We start from the raw sequence: 17,311 nt of genomic DNA, 5'->3' as shown, positions 1-17,311 counted from the left end.
GGTCAATTCCTGATGCCCTGTGAACGTTTCGGTATGGCTGTGTTTTTACGGGGCGGGGCACCAAGGGTCGCCTACGCGCGGTAAGTTTCTGGCCATGCCACGTGGACGTCACCGCCATTCCCCGCCCCTGCACAGGCTGCTGCCCCCGTCGGCGATCGCAGGCGTCTCCTTTGTCTGCGCCTTCGGCCCCTGGGTGTTCACACAGCAGGCCGCACTTCGCGTCATCGCGGCCATCGCCGCGGCCACCGCCGTCGTCGGTGCGGCCGTCATGCGCCGCTGGGACGCCCAGGCCGGCAAACAGGTCGCCGACCTCACGCGCGCGCGTGCGAGCGACGAGTGGCGGCACGAGGAGCGGGTCGCCGAGCTGGAGACCGACCTCGAGGAGTCCCGCGAGCTGCGCACCAAGCTGGAGCAGCGACTGCGGGCCAAGCGCGCCGAACTGGCGGGTCTGCGCAACGAACACGCGGCCCTGCTACGGCGGTACGCCACCGCGGAGACCGAGCGGGCGAGCGCCCTGGAGGGCCGTCGCCTGCTGGAGATAGAGGCGGGCACGCCGACGCGGGCGCTGCCGCCGGGGGACGTTGAGGCCACTGAGGCCGAGGCTGTGGCCGAGACCGCGGAGACTGAGGCTGTGGCTGCCTCGGTGGGTGCGGATACGGACGCGGATGCAGACGCGGACGACGTGGCGGATGTCGAGGGTTTGGCTGACGCGGGGGACGCGGACGAGTCGGAGGAGCCTGCGGCGGTCTTCTCACCGGAGGGGTCGCAGCTGTTCCTGCGGGCGAACGCGGCGCTCAAGCGGTTCGACGAGGTCGATGAGGGCGAAGAGGTCGAAAAGGTCAACGAGGTCGACCAGGACGGTGAGGCCGCTGGGGACGAGTCCGTGGAGGACGGTGCCCCGGAGGACGCTTCCGTGAACAGCGAAGCCGAGACCGAGACCGAGACCTCGACTGAGATCGAGGCCGAGGCCGGGACCGAGGGGGAGTCCGAGGGCGGCGAGCAGAACGGTACGACGCCCGACGACGACGGTTCGCCCAAGGGCGACGGTCCCACCAAGGGCGACAGGTCCGCGAAGCGCCGGCAGGTGAAGGCGAGTGCCGCCTCCGCGGCGAGCGAGGCGGCCGCGGCCGCCGGCAGGACCGGGACGGCCCACACTGCGACCGAGGCCGCCGTCGACGGCGGCGCCGAGGCCGCGGCGCAGGAGGACGAGGCACAGGGGAAGCCCGTGGCGGTCGACGGGCACGAGCGCGCGGCCGCCACCACTCCGGCGAAGTACGCCCCCTCCGCGCAGCAGCCCGCCGGTCACTTCGTCGCACCGACCGCAGTGGCCGTCGTACCCCCAACCCCCGCGCGTCCGGCGGTCGAGGGCGGATTCGACTTCTTCGGTACGAAGACGGAGCCCGCCCACGATGCCATCGAGGCCGTGCAGAACCAGGACCTTGCCGACGTGGTCGGCGAGGAGGCGCTCGCCGTCCACAAGACCGAGTCCGAGGCGGAGTTCAAGCCGGCCGACGAACACGCCCGCGGCGTCGGCCAGGTGATCGACCTGACCGCACACGACGAGACCGAACAGATCGACGTGGAGGGCCTGCGCAGCGCGGTCTCCTGACCACGCACCAACCCCCAGCCGCACCACCGACCCTGGGACCACTGACGGACCTTCAGCCCGTCGACCGGTCCTGGGGTCGTCGGTTTTCGGCGCCCGTACGAGGACGCCCTTGCGGGGCCATCCGGCGGTCGGACCCGGCGTCCCTGACGCGGCGTCCCGGGCGCGCGCCGAGCTCAGCCCGTCGGCCGGTCCGACGCCGTCACGCCATCGCCCCACCCCCAACCCGTCACCCACCCCTGACGCCCCCGCCCCCCGGCGCCCTCCCCGACTCGCCCCGCGAGGTCATCCACCGGTCAGGCCCCGCGTCCCGGCGCCCCGTGCGTGAGCGTTCGGCCTGCGCTCGTAGCAGCGTCGCTGCCTCCTGGGCGTCTCGTAGGCGGGCTGTCACGGATTTGTTGGCGCCCGTGTCCACGTGTACGTCGGCGAGGTGCCACAGGCGCTGCCAGGGGCCCTGGGAGAGGCGTACGCTCTGGACCTTTGCATGCGGGACCAGGGCGAGGCTGCGGCGGAGCAGGCCGTGTCGGGTGGCGAAGTACGTGTCGGTGACGGTGAGGCCGTAGGCGCGCCACCACAGGGGTATGCACCGGCCGGCGCGGTGGGGCGGTCGTGACAGGGACTTCCGCGTGGGGACCGTGACCCCCGGCAGTACGCGTGCGACGACCGCTTCGGCGACCGCGCGGGGAGCGACCGGTACGAGGACCGAGTTGGACGATCCGGCCACGTCCAGTTCCACCCGGACCCAACCGCGCCGGCGCCACAGCAGCGGCTCCACGATGCGTACCGTCTGCACGCGGCCGGGCGGCACCGTCTCGTGCGCGCGGTCGAGCAGCCCGTGGTCGATGCGCAGCCCGTCCGGCGACTCGCCGACCTTCCAGTCGTACTCGGTGACGAACCGCCCCACACTGCTCGCGCCCGCGGCGCCCAGCAGCGGCAGGCCGGTCGCCAGGACCGTCCACACGCTGTGGGTGGCCAGCCACAGCAGCGGCGGGACGACGAGCGCGGCGGCCAGGGTGCCCCAGGTGGAACCCGTCAGGACGACGGAGATCGCGAGGTCGCGCGGGGGCGTGCGCAGCAGTTCGCGCACCGGCGCCTCACCGACCTCGTGCGCCGTCTCGGGCGCGAACCCGGCGGCGCGCGCCAGCAGTTCGGCGCGCAGCGCACGCGCCTCGCGCTCCCCGAGGAAGGCGAGCTCGTCCTTTTTGTCGGTGCCTATGACGTCGAGTTTGAGCTTGGCGACGCCCGCCACGCGCGCGAGGAGCGGCTGGGTGACGTCGATCGCCTGGATGCGCTCCAACCGGATGTGCGCGGTGCGCCGGAACAACAGGCCGGTACGGATGCGCAGTTCGGACTCCGTCACCGCGAAGTGCGTGAACCACCAGGTCATGAAGCCGTACAGCGCGGCCACCGGCACGAGCACGGCGAGCGCGATCAGCAGCGTCGTGGTGGTCAGCCGCGTCAGCTGGCGCTGCGCCTGGTCGGGGTCGTGCACGGCCCACCCGATGACGACGGCCACCGGCGCCCACGCCCGCCTCAGCGGGGTCACGGGATGCAGCCGCCGCTCGGTGACGGGCTCCCTCCCGCGTACGGCGTCCTCGACGCCCGGCGCCGTCACAGGCCCGCCGATCGGGCCTCGCCGAGTTCGGTGAGCCGGTCGCGCAGCCGTTCCGCCTCGGCCGGGTCGAGGCCGGGGATGGTCGCGTCGGTCGCGGCGGCGGCCGTGTGCAGCTGCACGCTGGCCAGCCCGAAGTGCCGCTCGACCGGGCCGGAGGTCACCTCGACCAGCTGCATCCGGCCGTACGGCACCACGGTCTCCTCACGCCACAGGACGCCGCGGCTGATCAGCAGGTCGTCGGCGCGCTCGGCGTAGCGCCACGAACGCCAGTTGCGCCCGATCAGCACCCAGCCCCAGGCCAGCAGCGCCAGCGGCAACAGCGCGAAGGCGGCCCAGCCGGGCCCGCAGAGCAGCCCGAGCAGCAGGCCCAGGCCGAGGGCCAGCAGCCCCAGCCACACCACCAGCAGCAGCCGTCGCATCCGCAACAGCCCGGGAGGCAGACCGATCCATGTGGGCTCGGCCGCCTCGTTGCCCGTCGGTCCCGTGTTCAGCGGGCTCCCCGTCTCCATACGGCCAGCGTACGTAGGAGAGACTGGGTTCATGACTCCCACGACGGAGACCATGGTCGGCATCGGCGGCGCCGCGGAGAGCACCGACATGGTGCTCAACATCGGACCGCAGCACCCGTCCACGCACGGCGTGCTGCGGCTGCGCCTGGTGCTGGACGGTGAGCGCATCGAGCACGCCGAGCCGGTGATCGGGTACATGCACCGCGGCGCCGAGAAGCTCTTCGAGGCGCGCGACTACCGCCAGATCATCATGCTCGCCAACCGCCACGACTGGCTGTCGGCCTTCTCGAACGAGCTCGGTGTGGTCCTCGCCGTGGAGCGCATGCTCGGCATGGAGGTCCCTGTGCGCGCGGTGTGGACACGCACCCTGCTCGCGGAGCTCAACCGGGTGCTCAACCACCTGATGTTCCTCGGCTCGTACCCGCTGGAACTCGGCGGCATCACGCCGGTCTTCTACGCGTTCACCGAGCGCGAGGTCCTCCAGAACGTCATGGAGGAGGTCTCCGGCGGCCGTATGCACTACATGTTCAACCGCGTCGGCGGCCTCAAGGAGGACCTGCCGGCCGGATGGGCCTCACGCGCGCGTGCCGCCGTCGCCGGGGTGCGCTCGCGCATGGACCGGTTCGACGACCTGGTGCTCGGCAACGAGATCTTCCGCGGGCGCACACGGGGCGTGGGCGCGCTCGCACCGGAGGCCGTGCACGCGTACGGCGTGAGCGGGCCGATCGCGCGCGGCTCGGGCGTCGACTTCGACCTGCGCCGCGACGAGCCGTACCTCGCCTACGGCGAGCTGCAGGACACCCTGAGGGTCGTCACCCGCCAGGAGGGCGACTGCCTGGCCCGCTTCGAGGTGCTGCTGGAGCAGACGCACGTCGCCCTCGACCTCGCCGACGCGTGCCTGGACCGGCTCGCCGACCTGCCGCCCGGCCCGATCAACCAGCGGCTCCCCAAGGTGCTCAAGGCGCCCGAGGGGCACACCTACGCCTGGACCGAGAACCCGCTCGGCATCAACGGCTACTACCTCGTCAGCAAGGGCGAGAAGACCCCGTACCGGCTGAAGCTGCGCTCGGCCTCGTACAACAACATCCAGGCGCTGGTGGAGCTGCTGCCGGGGACGCTGGTCGCGGACATGGTGGCGATTTTGGGGTCGATGTTCTTCGTGGTCGGGGACATCGACAAGTAGGGCCTACGACGAGTAGGGCCGTCGGCAAGTGGGGCCGTCGGCAAGGTAGGCCCCTCCAGGGGCGGCCGCGGTCAGTCGGCGAGTACGTCCGGAATTCCAACCGTCTGCAGGAGCCAGCCGAAGTCGCCCAGGCCGCCCTCGGCGGTGAGCTCGGCGGCTTCGCCGGCGGTCGCGAGGGCGCGTACGTAGGCGGCGGGCTGGGTGGACGCGAGCGTGAGCGCGGGGCGTGCGCCGGTGATGCTTAGGGCGCGCAGCGCATCACGCTGTCGTAGCAGGCGGGCGTCCGATGGGGCGTGCGCCGTCGCGTGCGCCGCGCACGCGTCCAGGGCGACATGGGCCGTGATGTCGCACGACCCGTCGGGCACGGGCCGCGTCTCGCGCCCCGCGCGGAAGCCGGTGAGCGTACCGAAGGCGGGGCGGGCGTCCAGGGTGTGGGCGTAGTCGACGGCGACCGCGAGCCCCCGGTCGAGCGTGGCGACGGCGTCCGCCCACGCCTCGTCCCTGGGCAGCCCGATCTCGGCCCGCAGCCCCTCCTCGGCCTGCAGCGGCCACCACCGGTCGAGCCACCGCGCCTGCGCACCGCCGACGGGCTCCCCGAGCCGTTCGGTCCCGTCCTGCCGTACGAGCACGTGCCGGGGAACCCCGTCAGGGTCCACCTCGGCGACGTCCACCGGCACGTTGTCCAGCCATTCGTTGGCGAACAGGAGCCCGGTGACATTCCGCGGCGGCTCCCTCAGCCACTCGATACGGCCGTCCAGGCCCTCGGGGCGGTCGGCGATCTCGACGGCGTACGCACGCGTGCGGGCCAGCACGGCGGCGGGCAGTGCGGCGAGGACGCCGCAGGCCAGCTCGCCGCGCCCCGCGGCCATGTCCACGAAGGCGAGCGATCCGGGGTGGTCCAGGGCCGCGTCGACCCGGCACAGAAGCCGTGCCACGGCGTCGGCGAACAGCGGCGAGGCGTGCACGGACGTACGGAAGTGCCCGGCCGGTCCCTCGGGCCCGCGATAGAAGCCGCCGGGCCCGTACAGCGCCGCCCGCGCCGCCGTCCGCCAGCCCTGCCACCGGCCGGATGTCTGTTCCGTCACTGGGCAAGGCTAAGCGTGCAGGAGAGGAGGGCCTCCACCTGTGGGAGTACGCGCGGTGAGTCCGGATCGGCCCTCCGGTTGACCCCTGCACGCATCTCGCTTCCCTACGCTGGGTTACGTGCAGCGCCTCTATGACTTCCTCCGCAGGCACCCGACAGGGGTCGACACCTTCTGGGCCGTCTTCCTGTTCGGGATCTCGGTGGTGGGTGAAGTCGCCCGCCAGGAGGACAAGGGCACCGATTCGCCGGCGCTGATCATTCCGATCGTGCTCCTGCTGTGCCTGGTCATCGCGCTGCGCCGCCGTATGCCGGAGAAGATGCTGCTGCTCGCGATCGGGCTCGGCCTCGCCCAGGTCGCGCTGAACGTGGAGACCACGGCCGCCGACTTCGCGATGCTGGTGATCGTCTACACGGTGGCCGCGACGGGCGCCCGCTGGGCCTCCAGAACGGCGCTGGCCGCGGGCCTGTGCGCGGCGCCGGTCGCGCAGTTGCGCTGGCCGAACGAGCACTCCGGGGCGCTCGGCAACATCGCCGTGATGATCTTCCAGACGGTGCCGTTCGCGCTCGCCTGGGTGCTCGGTGACTCCATCCGCACCCGCCGCGCCTACTTCGCGCAGCTGGAGGAGCGCAACGCCCGGCTGGAGAAGGAGCGCGAGGCACAGGCCAAGGTCGCCGTCGCCGCCGAGCGCGCCCGGATCGCGCGTGAGCTGCACGACGTCGTCGCGCACAACGTGTCGGTGATGGTGGTGCAGGCCGACGGCGCCGCCTATGTCCTCGACTCCGCGCCCGACCAGGCGAAGAAGGCCCTGGAGACCATCTCCTCCACCGGCCGTCAGGCCCTCGCCGAGATGCGCCGCCTGCTCGGCGTGCTGCGCACCGGCGAGCACAAGGAGGCCGGCGAATACGTCCCGCAGCCCGACGTCGGGCAGATAGACGAGCTGGTCGAGCAGTGCCGCACCTCCGGGCTGCCCGTCGACTTCAAGGTCGAGGGCACCCCCCGCCCGCTGCCCAGCGGCGTCGAGCTGACCGCGTACCGCATCGTGCAGGAGGCGCTCACCAACACGCGCAAGCACGGCGGGCCCAACACGGGCGCGAGCGTGCGGCTCGTCTACTTCGACGACGGGCTCGGCCTGCTGGTCGAGGACGACGGCAAGGGCGCCCCGCACGAGCTGTACGAGGAGGGCGGCTTCGACGGCCAGGGCCACGGCCTGATCGGCATGCGCGAACGGGTCGGTATGGTCGGTGGCACGCTCGATGCGGGCCCGCGCCCGGGCGGCGGATTCCGGATCAGTGCTCTGCTGCCGCTGAAACCCGCACACTGACGTGTACGTACGCCCCCAGCCGACACCTGTGACGACCCGTAGCGACGCCCTCGCCGCGGGGACCGGCCGCAGACGGACGAGAACGGAAGAGGCCCGATGACGATCCGCGTGATGCTCGTCGACGACCAGGTGCTGCTGCGCACCGGGTTCCGGATGGTGCTCGCCGCACAGCCGGACATGGAGGTCGTCGCGGAGGCGGGGGACGGCGTCGAGGCCCTGCAGGTGCTGCGTGCGACGGCCGTCGACGTCGTGCTGATGGACGTCCGTATGCCGAAGCTCGACGGCGTGGAGACCACCCGCCGCATCTGCTCCGAGCCCGAGCCGCCGAAGGTGCTGATCCTGACCACCTTCGACCTCGACGAGTACGCCTTCTCCGGGCTGAAGGCGGGCGCCTCCGGCTTCATGCTCAAGGACGTGCCGCCCGGCGAGCTGCTGACCGCCATCCGCGCCGTGCACAGCGGCGACGCGGTGGTGGCCCCCTCGACCACGCGCCGCCTCCTCGACCGGTTCGCGCCGATGCTGCCGAGCGGTGCCAAGGAGCCCCGGCACAAGGAGCTGGAGCGGCTGACCGAGCGCGAGCGCGAGGTCATGATCCTGGTCGCGCAGGGCCTGTCCAACGGCGAGATCGCGGCCCGCCTGGTGCTGTCCGAGGCGACGGTGAAAACCCATGTCGGCCGCATCCTGACCAAGTTGGGGCTGCGCGACCGCGTCCAGGTGGTGGTCCTGGCGTACGAGACCGGCCTCGTGCGCGCGGGCGGGCACGGCTGACCCACGGGCACGGCTGACCACTGGCGAAGGCTCACCCGCGGGGTACGTGCCCGTCACGCACCCGGCGGCCACTAGGGTCTGCGCATGCTCCTGTGGATCAATGGCCCTTTCGGCGGCGGGAAGACACAGACCGCGCACGAGATCCAGCGGCGGTTGCCGGGCAGCGTCATCTGCGACCCCGAGCACGCCGGATTCGGTCTGCGCCGGATGCTCCCGCGCGAACTGCGCGGAGACTTCCAGGACTTGGCGTCCTGGCGGCAGGGCGTCGTCGAGGTGCTGGACCTCGCCCTGACCGAGCACGAGGGCGTGGTGATCGTGCCCATGACGGTCACGGACTCCGGCTACTTCGAGGAGACCGTGGGCCGGCTGCGCGAACTCGGCCACGACGTACGCCACTTCACCCTGCTCGCCCAACGCGAGACGGTCATCAAGCGGCTGCGCGAACGCGGCTTCGGGCACCTCCTTCAGTACGTCGCCGGCAAGAACTCGGGTCCGGGCAGGGAGACCTGGGCCGTGCAGCAGCTCGACCACTGTCTGGAGCGGCTGGGCGAGCCGGAGTTCGCCGAGCACCTGTGGACGGACCACTCGACCGTGCCGAAGACCGCGGACCGGATCGCCGTGCTCGCGGGGCTGACCCTGCGGCCGAACAATGAGGGCGCGCTGCGCACCCGGCTGCGGCAGGTGCAGGTGGGGATCCGGCACATCCGGTTCGACTGAGCGGGGGCGGCGCCCGCCCTGCGGGCCCGCGCTCAGCGCAGGACGCCCTCCAGGAAGTCGCTGCCCAGGCGGGCCACCACGGCTATTTCCAGCTGGTGCTGCACATACCGGCCGCGGCGGCGGGTGCCGATCAGCCCCGCCTTCTTCAGCGCGCCGAGGTGACGGGATATCTCCGGGGCGGTCATGCCCAGCGCCTGGGCCAGCTCGCTGGTGGTGTAGGCGCTGCGGGCCAGATAGCGGCAGATCCGCATCCTGACCGGGTGGGAGAGGGCGGTCATGCGCAGGGCGAGCTGCTGGACGGAGGGCGGGGCGGCGAGCTCCGGGGAGCCGGCCGGGTAGTGCAGCACCGGCAGCCAGCCGTGGCGGTACAGCACGGACAGATGGGGCCAACCGAGGCTCGTCGGCACCAGGAGGAGGGCGCCGTCCCGCGCGGCCGTACGACCCACCGTCAGCTTGTCGACCGTGATCTCCCCGGCTCCCTCGTCCAGCACGACCGACGGGGACACGGCCGTCAACGCCTCGGCCAGACCCTTGCGGTGCAGCAGATCGGTCTTGTGGCGGGCGTCCGCCGTGAGCTGGTGGCGCAGCCGGGACCAGGTCTCGGCGAAGAACGCCTCGTCGCAGTCCTGGAGGAACTGCCGCAGCCAGGCGCGGATCCTGGGCGGATCGGACAGCAGCAGCCTGCTGAACCGCTCCTGCTGCGGTCCGCGCGCGGCGGCCAGCTCCAGGGCGCGCCGGCCGAGCTCGGCATCGACGAGGGGGCTCGGCCCGACGCCGTAGGGCACCGCGCAGCTGAACTCCAGCGCCGCGTCCACGAACTGTTCGTCCGTCAGCTTGTCCAGCAGGTCCAGCTCCTCGGCGAGGGTGGCCCCGGGGAGGGCTCCGCCGGGGAGGCCCGCGTACGGCATGAACAGGTCCGCGAAGGTCGTCCGCCACAGGAAGTCGGCCTCGCACATCCGGTCGGCGAGATGCGGGTCGAGGCCTGCCGTCACGCCCGTGACCCAGCCCTGCAGACCGGGGTGGTGACCCGGCTCGGACAGCGCGTGCAGCGCCATGCCGAGCTCGGCCAGGGGTGAGGGGACGACGGCGACCCTCTCCGGCCGGAGCCCCGCGGTGTCGATGTGCACGCTCATGACCTCATGGTGCACCTCGCCACTGACAACGCCGACGTCGATTGACGGCGCCCGTCAATCGACGCGACGCCGGCGCCCGGCCCGGCGCAGCCTGGGATCACCGGGGCAACCGCGGAGCCCAGTGCCACATCCGGAGAATCCGACGTCCCAAGACGTCCCGTAGAGGCGGCGATCCGTCATGAGCATCACGCAGCAGTACCTCCTCGACAGCTACCGCGCCCATCGGCTGGGCGAATCCCCCGTGCCCGCGCCCGGCGCGAACGACTGGCAGGTCGTGCGCGAACTGCGCGACCACCACCGGTTCCGCGCGGTCCTCGCCGGGCGCCCGGCCCGCGGGCGGATGCGGCTCGCCCTGCGCCGTTGGCTGCGCCCGCGGCGGCGCTCGACCTACTGACCGGCGCCCTTGGCCGCTTTCGCGCGGCCGGCCTCCTCGGTGAGGCGGGAGACGAACTGCGCGACCGCGGCCTTCACGTCGTCGGCCGTCCACTCCAGGCCGGCTGCCCGTACCGACACCTCGGTCATGGCCACGCCCGGACCCTTCGCGTCCCAGGCGTCGGTGAACAGCAGGACGCCCGTCTCCTCGCCCTGCCGGATCGCCGCCTCCGCGACGACGTCGGCATCGTGGGGCAGCCAGAGCTGGAACTCGTTGGTGTGCGGCACCTCGGGGTGTACGAGCGTCCACGGCACCCCGGCCGCTGCCGCGAAACCCTCGCGCAGCGCCTCGGCCACCACGCGCGCGTGGGCCACGTACTCGGGCAGCCGGGGCAGCTCCCGCTCCAGGCCGGCCAGGGCCGACAGGACGGTCGGGAACTGCTGGAAGATCTGGCCGCCGTACCGGTGCCGCCACACCTTCGCCTCGTCGACCAGTGTCTTCGGCCCGGCGAGCGCGGCGCCGCCGTAGCCGTCGAGGGACTTGTAGAACGACACGTAGACGCTGTCCGCCAGGTCCGCGATCTCGTCCAGGGTGCGGCCGAAGTGGGTGGTGGACTCCCACAGGCGCGCGCCGTCGAAGTGCACCACCGCGTCGCGCTCGCGCGCGGCCTCCACGACCGCGGTGAGCTCCTCCCAGGAGGGCAGGACGAAACCGGCGTCCCTGAGCGGCAGTTCGAGCATCAGCGTCCCGAAGGGCTCGTCGAAAGCGCGGACCTCGTCGGCGGTCATGAGCCGGGGCTCGCCCGTCACGCGGACCGGGCGCAACCCGCTGACCTGGCTGAGCGCATGCCGCTCATGCACCTCGGGGTGCGCGAGGGCGTGCAGGGCGACCGCCGGGTTGCCCGTGCGCCCCGCCCAGCAGCGCAGCGCCACCTGCTGGGCCATCGTGCCCGTGGGGAAGAACGCGGCGGCCTCCTTGCCCAGCAGCTGCGCGACCTTCTCCTCCAGGGCGCCGACGACGCCGTTGCCGTAGATGTCCGACGGCTCGTCCAGGTCGTGCAGGTCCTGCACCTCGTCCAGCAGTGACAGGCGCTCGCGGAGCGTGCCCAGGAAACCGGGGCGTGCCAGCACCCGGCTCGCGCTCCGGTAGGCGCTGATACGCCGCTTGCGGCGCTGATTGAGCCGCTCCTCGTCCGTCAACTGCCCGGCTGTCCGACCGTCCTGCTCCGCCGCATCGCTCATGGTCCGGATCATGCCCGGCCGCACCCTTCCGGGCACCCGGATTTCCACAGGCTCCCTGCGCGCGGGCAGCGTGGCGAAACCCACAGCCTGTGGACAACCGGACGCCCCCGGAACCAATCGCGTTAACATGACGAGAAATCGTCCGGTACCCGGAGCGGACTGGAACGGGAAGGCCGCCGTCGAGTGAGTACAAGCCAACAGCCAGACCCCAGGGACCGCCCCGCGCGGCTCACCGTCGGCGTCGTCGGCGCCGGTCGTGTCGGCCCCGCACTGGCCGCGTCCCTCCAGCTCGCCGGGCACCGCCCGGTGGCCGTCTCCGGAGTCTCCGACACCTCGCGGAAGCGTGCCGCCGAGATGCTCCCCGACGTGCCGCTGGTCCCGCCCGCCGAGGTGCTCGAGCGCGCCGAACTGGTGCTGCTGACCGTCCCGGACGACACCCTGCCCGCACTGGTGGAGGGCCTCGCCGAGACCGGTTCGGTGCGGCCCGGACAGCTGCTGGTGCACACCTCCGGACGGTACGGCGCCAAGGTCCTGGACCCCGCCCTGCGCGCGGGCGCGCTCCCGCTGGCCCTGCACCCGGCGATGACCTTCACCGGCACCCCCGTGGACGTCCAGCGCCTGGCCGGCTGCTCCTTCGGCGTCACCGCGCCCGAGGAGCTGCGGCTGGCCGCCGAGGCCCTCGTCATCGAGATGGGCGGCGAACCGGAGTGGATCGCCGAGGAGAGGCGCCCGCTGTACCACGCGGCGCTCGCGCTCGGCGCCAACCACCTGGTGACGCTGGTCGCCCAGTCCATGGAGCTGCTGCGCGAGGCCGGCGTCGCGGCCCCCGACCGGATGCTCGGCCCGCTGCTCGGCGCCGCCCTCGACAACGCCCTGCGCTCCGGCGACGCCGCCCTGACCGGCCCCGTCGCGCGCGGGGACGCGGGCACGGTCGCCGCGCACGTCGCGGAGCTGCGCCGGCACGCCCCGCAGACCGTCGCCGGCTATCTGGCGATGGCGCGGGCCACCGCCGACCGCGCGCTCGCCCACGGCCTGCTGAAGCCGGAACTCGCGGAGGACCTGCTCGGGGTGCTCGCCGGCGAACCTGGCGGCCCCACTGGACCCGACGGACCCGGCGGGACCAACGGCGCCGAGGGGGACGCCCGATGACCACCACCCTGCTGCGCACCGCCGACGAACTGCACGCACGCACGCGTACCGGCCGCCGTGCCGTCGTGATGACCATGGGCGCCCTGCACGAGGGCCACGCCACCCTGATCCGCACCGCGCGAGGCATCGCGGGAGCGGACGGCGAGGTCGTCGTCACCGTCTTCGTCAACCCCCTGCAGTTCGGCGCGGGCGAGGACCTCGACCGCTACCCGCGCACCCTGGACGCGGACCTCAAACTGGCCGAACTGTCCGGCGCGGACGTCGTCCTCGCGCCCTCCACGGACGAGGTCTACCCGGGCGGCGAGCCCCAGGTGCGCATCAGCGCGGGACCCATGGGGGAGCGCCTGGAGGGCGCCTCCCGCCCCGGCCACTTCGACGGCATGCTCACCGTCGTCGCCAAACTGCTGCACCTCACCCGCCCCGACGTCGCCCTCTACGGCCAGAAGGACGCCCAGCAGCTCGCCCTGATCCGCCGCATGGTGCGGGACCTGAACTTCGGCATCGAGATCGTCGGCGTGCCCACCGTGCGCGAGGACGACGGCCTGGCACTGTCCAGCCGCAACCGCTACCTCTCGCCCGCCGAGCGGCGCACCGCGCTCTCGCTCTCGCGCGCCCTGTTCGCGGGCGGCGACCGGCACGCCGCCCAGGAGGCGCTGCGCGCACGGGCCCGCGAAGTGCCGGCCACGCACGCGCGTGCCGAGGCGCTCAGCGCCATCGGCGAGTCCCGCGCCGCCGCCGACGCGCACGCCGTCGCCAAGGCCCTTCCGGGCGCCCCCTCCGCGGTCCGCGCCGCCGCCCGCCTCGTCCTCGACGACGCCGCGCGCCTGTCGCCGCCGCTCGAGCTGGACTACCTCGCCCTCGTCGATCCGTCGGACTTCACGGAGATCGGGGACGACTTCACCGGCGAGGCCGTCCTCGCCGTAGCCGCCCGGGTCGGGACGACCAGGCTGATCGACAACATCCCACTCACTTTCGGAACCCCCGGAGCCGCCTCGTGACCAGCACAGGCACGACCACCACAGGCACGGCCAGCACAGGCATACGACTGCACGCGCCCGCCCCGGGCTGGTCCATCTCCGCGGACGTCGTGGTCGTCGGCTCCGGGGTCGCCGGACTGACCGCCGCCCTGCGCTGCGAGGCGGCCGGCCTGCGGACCGTCGTCGTCACCAAGGCGCGCCTCGACGACGGCTCCACCCGCTGGGCCCAGGGCGGCGTCGCCGCGGCCCTCGGCGAGGGCGACACCCCCGAACAGCACCTGGACGACACCCTGGTGGCGGGCGCGGGCCTGTGCGACGAGGAGGCCGTACGCATCCTCGTCACCGAGGGCCCCGACGCCGTACGGCGGCTCATCGAGACCGGCGCCCACTTCGACGAGTCCGAGGAGGGCGACCTGGCCCTCACCCGCGAGGGCGGCCACCACCGCCGCCGCATCGCGCACGCGGGCGGCGACGCGACCGGCGCGGAGATCTCCCGCGCGCTCGTGGAGGCGGTACGCGCGCGTGGCGTCCGCACCGTCGAGAACGCGCTCGTGCTCGACCTCCTGACGGACACCGTGGGCCGTACCGCCGGCGTGAGTCTGCACGTCATGGGCGAGGGCCAGCACGACGGCGTGGGCGCCGTGCACGCGCCCGCGGTCGTCCTGGCGACCGGCGGCATGGGCCAGGTGTTCTCGGCGACCACCAACCCGCCGGTGTCCACGGGCGACGGCGTGGCCCTCGCCCTGCGCGCCGGCGCCGAGGTCTCCGACCTCGAATTCGTGCAGTTCCACCCGACCGTTCTGTTCCTCGGCCCGGACGCGGAGGGTCAGCAGCCGCTGGTCTCCGAGGCCGTGCGCGGCGAGGGCGCCCACCTGGTCGACGCCGACGGCGTGCGCTTCATGGTGGGGCAGCACGAGCTGGCTGAACTGGCGCCCCGCGACATCGTCGCCAAGGGCATCCTGCGCCGCATGCTGCAGCAGGACGCCGAGCACATGTACCTCGACGCCCGGCACTTCGGCGCCGACATGTGGGAGCACCGCTTCCCGACGATCCTCGCCTCCTGCCGCGCCCACGGCATCGACCCGGTCACCGAGCCCATCCCGATCGCCCCGGCCGCCCACCACGCCTCCGGCGGCGTACGCACCGACTCCCGGGGCCGTACGACCGTCCCGGGTCTGTACGCGTGCGGCGAGGTCGCCTGCACCGGCGTGCACGGCGCCAACCGGCTCGCCTCCAACTCCCTGCTCGAAGGCCTCGTCTACGCCGAGCGCATCGCCGCCGACATCGCGGCGACGCAGGCGGCGGACGGCCTGCACGCGCGCGTGCCCGAGCCGGTCGAGCAGCCGGACGTGCCCACGCAGCCGCTGCTCGCCCCGGAGGCCCGGTTCGAGGTCCAGCGGATCATGACCGACGGTGCGGGCGTCCTGCGCTCCGCCGAGTCCCTCGCCACGGCCGCCGAGCAGCTGCAGCGGCTGCACGACGAGGCCCGTGACGCCCTCGACGAGAACGGCAAGACCGCCGAGCCCGGCGTCGACACCTGGGAGGCCACCAACCTCCTGTGCGTGGCCCGCGTCCTGGTCGCCGCCGCCCGGCTGCGCGAGGAGACCCGCGGCTGCCACTGGCGCGAGGACCACGCCGACCGCGACGACCCGGCATGGCGTCGCCACATCGTCGTACGGCTGAATCCGGACCGCACACTCGCCGTCGGCACCACCGATACCGCAGACTTCCCCCCGACCCGGCAGCCCCAGCCTGCGCACCGTCCCCAGGAGCAGTGACAGAAGTGAGCACCCCCGACCTCCCCCTCGCGTCCAACGGCGGCTGCGGCGACGGCTGTGCCTGCGGCGACGGCGCCGACGCCGAATATCTGGAGTGCGGGCTCGACCCCGCGCTCGCGCAGCTCCTGGCCGACGCCGGACTCGACCCGGTGGAGGTCGAGGACATCGCCCATCTCGCCATCCAGGAGGACCTCGACCACGGCGTGGACGTGACCACCGTCGCGACCATCCCCGAAGAGGCCGTCGCCACCGGCGACTTCACCGCGCGCGAGGCGGGCGTCGCGGCCGGCCTCAGGATCGCCGAAGCGGTCATCTCCGTGGTCTGCACCGACGAGTTCGAGGTCGAGCGGCACGTGGAGGACGGCGACCGGGTCGAGGCCGGTCAGAAGCTGCTGTCGGTCACCACCCGCACCCGCGACCTGCTCACCGCGGAACGCAGCGCGCTCAACCTGCTGTGCCGTCTGTCGGGCATCGCGACCGCCACGCGCGCGTGGGCGGACGTCCTGGAGGGCACGAGGACGAAGGTCCGCGACACCCGCAAGACGACTCCGGGGCTGCGGTCCCTGGAGAAGTTCGCCGTGCGCTGCGGCGGCGGCGTCAACCACCGGATGTCGCTGTCGGACGCGGCACTCGTCAAGGACAACCACGTGGTCGCCGCGGGCGGCGTCGCCCAGGCCTTCAAGGCCGTACGGGAGGCCTTCCCGGACCTGGCGATCGAGGTCGAGGTCGACACCCTGCACCAGCTGCGCGAGGTCGTCGACGCCGGCGCCGACCTGATCCTGCTGGACAACTTCACCCCCGGCGAGTGCGAGGAGGCCGTCGCCCTCGTGGAAGGCCGCGCGGCCCTGGAGGCGTCGGGCCGACTGACCCTCGACACCGCGCGCGCATACGCCGACACGGGCGTCGACTACCTCGCGGTGGGGGCCCTGACCCACTCCTCGCCGATCCTCGACATCGGCCTCGACCTGCGAGCGGCGGAGTAGGTACGGGCCATGCTGCTGACGATCGACGTAGGGAACACGCACACCGTCCTCGGCCTGTTCGACGGGGACGACATCGTCGAGCACTGGCGCATCTCGACCGACGCGCGCCGCACGGCGGACGAGCTCGCGGTGCTCCTGCAGGGCCTGATGGGCATGCACCCGCTGCTCGGCGACGAGCTGGGCGACGGCATCGACGGGATCGCGATCTGCGCCACCGTGCCCTCCGTGCTGCACGAGCTGCGCGAGGTGACGCGCCGGTACTACGGCGACGTGCCCGCCGTGCTGGTGGAGCCGGGCGTGAAGACGGGCGTGCCGATCCTGACCGACAACCCCAAGGAGGTCGGCGCCGACCGCATCATCAACGCGGTGGCGGCCGTCGAGCTCTACGGAGGCCCTGCGATCGTCGTCGACTTCGGTACGGCGACCACCTTCGACGCGGTCTCCGCGCGCGGGGAGTACATCGGCGGCGTGATCGCCCCCGGCATCGAGATCTCCGTCGAGGCGCTCGGCGTCCGGGGCGCCCAGCTGCGCAAGATCGAGGTGGCCCGGCCGCGCAGCGTGATCGGCAAGAACACCGTCGAGGCGATGCAGTCCGGGATCGTCTACGGCTTCGCCGGGCAGGTCGACGGCGTCGTCGGCCGGATGGCCCGGGAGCTGGCCGAGGACCCGGACGACGTCACGGTGATCGCGACCGGCGGGCTCGCCCCGATGGTGCTGGGGGAGTCGTCGGTGATCGACGAGCACGAGCCCTGGCTGACCCTGATCGGCCTGCGCATGGTCTACGAGCGCAACGTCTCGCGCATGTGAGGGGCACCGCGGGCCTACCAGGCGTCGCGGACCAGCCGGGCCGCCGCGGGCCTACCGGCCACCGCG

16 protein-coding genes are annotated in these 17,311 nt (G+C 72.9%); 11 read left to right on the top strand and 5 right to left on the bottom strand.

What is annotated here, in order from left to right:
- Positions 1 to 94 precede the first annotated feature (94 nt).
- Positions 95 to 1,609: a hypothetical protein gene (locus JYK17_RS13960; RefSeq protein ID WP_164932216.1), complete on the top strand. Its 1,515-nt coding sequence runs from the start codon at positions 95 to 97 to the stop codon at positions 1,607 to 1,609.
- A 226-nt stretch (positions 1,610 to 1,835) separates the two neighbouring features.
- Here JYK17_RS13960 and JYK17_RS13955 read toward each other — a convergent pair whose 3' ends face one another.
- Positions 1,836 to 3,233, bottom strand: a complete 1,398-nt coding sequence (locus JYK17_RS13955; RefSeq protein ID WP_504739973.1) for a PH domain-containing protein — start codon at positions 3,231 to 3,233, stop codon at positions 1,836 to 1,838.
- A complete protein-coding gene (locus tag JYK17_RS13950; RefSeq protein WP_504739972.1) occupies positions 3,218 to 3,763 on the bottom strand; it encodes a PH domain-containing protein in 546 nt (181 codons plus the stop codon). The genes JYK17_RS13955 and JYK17_RS13950 overlap by 16 nt, the downstream gene beginning before the upstream one ends.
- Between JYK17_RS13950 and JYK17_RS13945 the strand changes: the two genes are divergently transcribed.
- Complete coding sequence (locus tag JYK17_RS13945; RefSeq protein WP_222810472.1) at positions 3,762 to 4,913, top strand: NADH-quinone oxidoreductase subunit D; 1,152 nt, start codon at positions 3,762 to 3,764, stop codon at positions 4,911 to 4,913. The genes JYK17_RS13950 and JYK17_RS13945 overlap by 2 nt on opposite strands.
- 71 nt (positions 4,914 to 4,984) lie before the next feature.
- Here the strand turns inward: JYK17_RS13945 and JYK17_RS13940 are convergent, their stop codons facing one another.
- Positions 4,985 to 5,998, bottom strand: a complete 1,014-nt coding sequence (locus JYK17_RS13940) for an SAM-dependent methyltransferase (protein ID WP_222810471.1) — start codon at positions 5,996 to 5,998, stop codon at positions 4,985 to 4,987.
- 118 nt (positions 5,999 to 6,116) lie between these two features.
- Here JYK17_RS13940 and JYK17_RS13935 point away from each other — a divergent pair, with 118 nt between their 5' ends.
- From JYK17_RS13935 to JYK17_RS13925, 3 genes are all read left to right on the top strand, one after another.
- Positions 6,117 to 7,319 carry a sensor histidine kinase gene (locus JYK17_RS13935; RefSeq protein WP_108010986.1) on the top strand — a complete coding sequence of 401 codons (1,203 nt, stop codon included), beginning with the start codon at positions 6,117 to 6,119 and terminating at the stop codon, positions 7,317 to 7,319.
- 96 nt (positions 7,320 to 7,415) lie between these two features.
- A complete protein-coding gene (locus tag JYK17_RS13930) occupies positions 7,416 to 8,087 on the top strand; it encodes a response regulator (protein ID WP_108010988.1) in 672 nt (223 codons plus the stop codon).
- Between the two features lie 84 nt (positions 8,088 to 8,171).
- A complete protein-coding gene (locus JYK17_RS13925; protein WP_222810470.1) occupies positions 8,172 to 8,804 on the top strand; it encodes an AAA family ATPase in 633 nt (210 codons plus the stop codon).
- A gap of 32 nt (positions 8,805 to 8,836) precedes the next feature.
- Here JYK17_RS13925 and JYK17_RS13920 read toward each other — a convergent pair whose 3' ends face one another.
- Positions 8,837 to 9,937, bottom strand: coding sequence for a DUF5937 family protein (locus tag JYK17_RS13920; RefSeq protein ID WP_222810469.1), 1,101 nt, complete (start codon positions 9,935 to 9,937; stop codon positions 8,837 to 8,839).
- 178 nt (positions 9,938 to 10,115) lie between these two features.
- Here JYK17_RS13920 and JYK17_RS13915 point away from each other — a divergent pair, with 178 nt between their 5' ends.
- Entirely contained in the window at positions 10,116 to 10,331 is a 216-nt protein-coding gene (locus JYK17_RS13915) for a hypothetical protein (protein WP_108010993.1), read from the top strand.
- Here the strand turns inward: JYK17_RS13915 and JYK17_RS13910 are convergent.
- Complete coding sequence (locus tag JYK17_RS13910; protein WP_222810468.1) at positions 10,325 to 11,551, bottom strand: threonine aldolase family protein; 1,227 nt, start codon at positions 11,549 to 11,551, stop codon at positions 10,325 to 10,327. The two genes, JYK17_RS13915 and JYK17_RS13910, sit on opposite strands and share 7 nt — an antisense overlap.
- A gap of 183 nt (positions 11,552 to 11,734) precedes the next feature.
- Here JYK17_RS13910 and JYK17_RS13905 point away from each other — a divergent pair, with 183 nt between their 5' ends.
- From JYK17_RS13905 to JYK17_RS13885, 5 genes are read left to right on the top strand one after another with little or no spacing between them, the layout of a single operon-like run.
- Complete coding sequence (locus tag JYK17_RS13905; protein WP_108010997.1) at positions 11,735 to 12,700, top strand: Rossmann-like and DUF2520 domain-containing protein; 966 nt, start codon at positions 11,735 to 11,737, stop codon at positions 12,698 to 12,700.
- Positions 12,697 to 13,698 (top strand): pantoate--beta-alanine ligase, encoded by a 1,002-nt coding sequence (gene panC, locus JYK17_RS13900; RefSeq protein ID WP_108010999.1) that lies wholly within the window; start codon positions 12,697 to 12,699, stop codon positions 13,696 to 13,698. Before JYK17_RS13905 ends, panC begins: the two co-directional genes overlap by 4 nt.
- The gene (locus JYK17_RS13895) at positions 13,695 to 15,455 is read left to right on the top strand and encodes an L-aspartate oxidase (RefSeq protein ID WP_108011001.1); all 1,761 of its coding nucleotides are present in this window, start codon (positions 13,695 to 13,697) and stop codon (positions 15,453 to 15,455) included. Before panC ends, JYK17_RS13895 begins: the two co-directional genes overlap by 4 nt.
- 5 nt (positions 15,456 to 15,460) lie before the next feature.
- The gene (gene nadC / locus JYK17_RS13890; protein ID WP_108011003.1) at positions 15,461 to 16,438 is read left to right on the top strand and encodes a carboxylating nicotinate-nucleotide diphosphorylase; all 978 of its coding nucleotides are present in this window, start codon (positions 15,461 to 15,463) and stop codon (positions 16,436 to 16,438) included.
- Between the two features lie 9 nt (positions 16,439 to 16,447).
- The gene (locus JYK17_RS13885; protein ID WP_016437445.1) at positions 16,448 to 17,245 is read left to right on the top strand and encodes a type III pantothenate kinase; all 798 of its coding nucleotides are present in this window, start codon (positions 16,448 to 16,450) and stop codon (positions 17,243 to 17,245) included.
- The last annotated feature ends 66 nt before the right edge of the window (positions 17,246 to 17,311 follow it).

Origin of the sequence: Streptomyces plumbidurans, from assembly GCF_019857225.1 — a bacterium.
Lineage (GTDB): Bacteria > Actinomycetota > Actinomycetes > Streptomycetales > Streptomycetaceae > Streptomyces > Streptomyces plumbidurans.
The sequence above is the reverse complement of the archived record's forward strand: the minus strand, read 5'-3'. Positions and strand labels throughout refer to the sequence as shown.

Excerpts from the sequence above, each read along its gene's own strand:
- JYK17_RS13945 (WP_222810472.1), top strand. The coding sequence starts at position 3,762 with ATGACTCCCACGACGGAGACCATGGTCGGCATCGGCGGCGCCGCGGAG.
- JYK17_RS13950 (WP_504739972.1), bottom strand. The coding sequence starts at position 3,763 with ATGAACCCAGTCTCTCCTACGTACGCTGGCCGTATGGAGACGGGGAGC.
- JYK17_RS13960 (WP_164932216.1), top strand. The coding sequence starts at position 95 with ATGCCACGTGGACGTCACCGCCATTCCCCGCCCCTGCACAGGCTGCTG.
- JYK17_RS13925 (WP_222810470.1), top strand. The coding sequence starts at position 8,172 with ATGCTCCTGTGGATCAATGGCCCTTTCGGCGGCGGGAAGACACAGACC.
- JYK17_RS13910 (WP_222810468.1), bottom strand. The coding sequence starts at position 11,551 with ATGAGCGATGCGGCGGAGCAGGACGGTCGGACAGCCGGGCAGTTGACG.
- JYK17_RS13885 (WP_016437445.1), top strand. The coding sequence starts at position 16,448 with ATGCTGCTGACGATCGACGTAGGGAACACGCACACCGTCCTCGGCCTG.
- panC (WP_108010999.1), top strand. The coding sequence starts at position 12,697 with ATGACCACCACCCTGCTGCGCACCGCCGACGAACTGCACGCACGCACG.
- JYK17_RS13915 (WP_108010993.1), top strand. The coding sequence starts at position 10,116 with ATGAGCATCACGCAGCAGTACCTCCTCGACAGCTACCGCGCCCATCGG.
- JYK17_RS13930 (WP_108010988.1), top strand. The coding sequence starts at position 7,416 with ATGACGATCCGCGTGATGCTCGTCGACGACCAGGTGCTGCTGCGCACC.
- JYK17_RS13920 (WP_222810469.1), bottom strand. The coding sequence starts at position 9,937 with ATGAGCGTGCACATCGACACCGCGGGGCTCCGGCCGGAGAGGGTCGCC.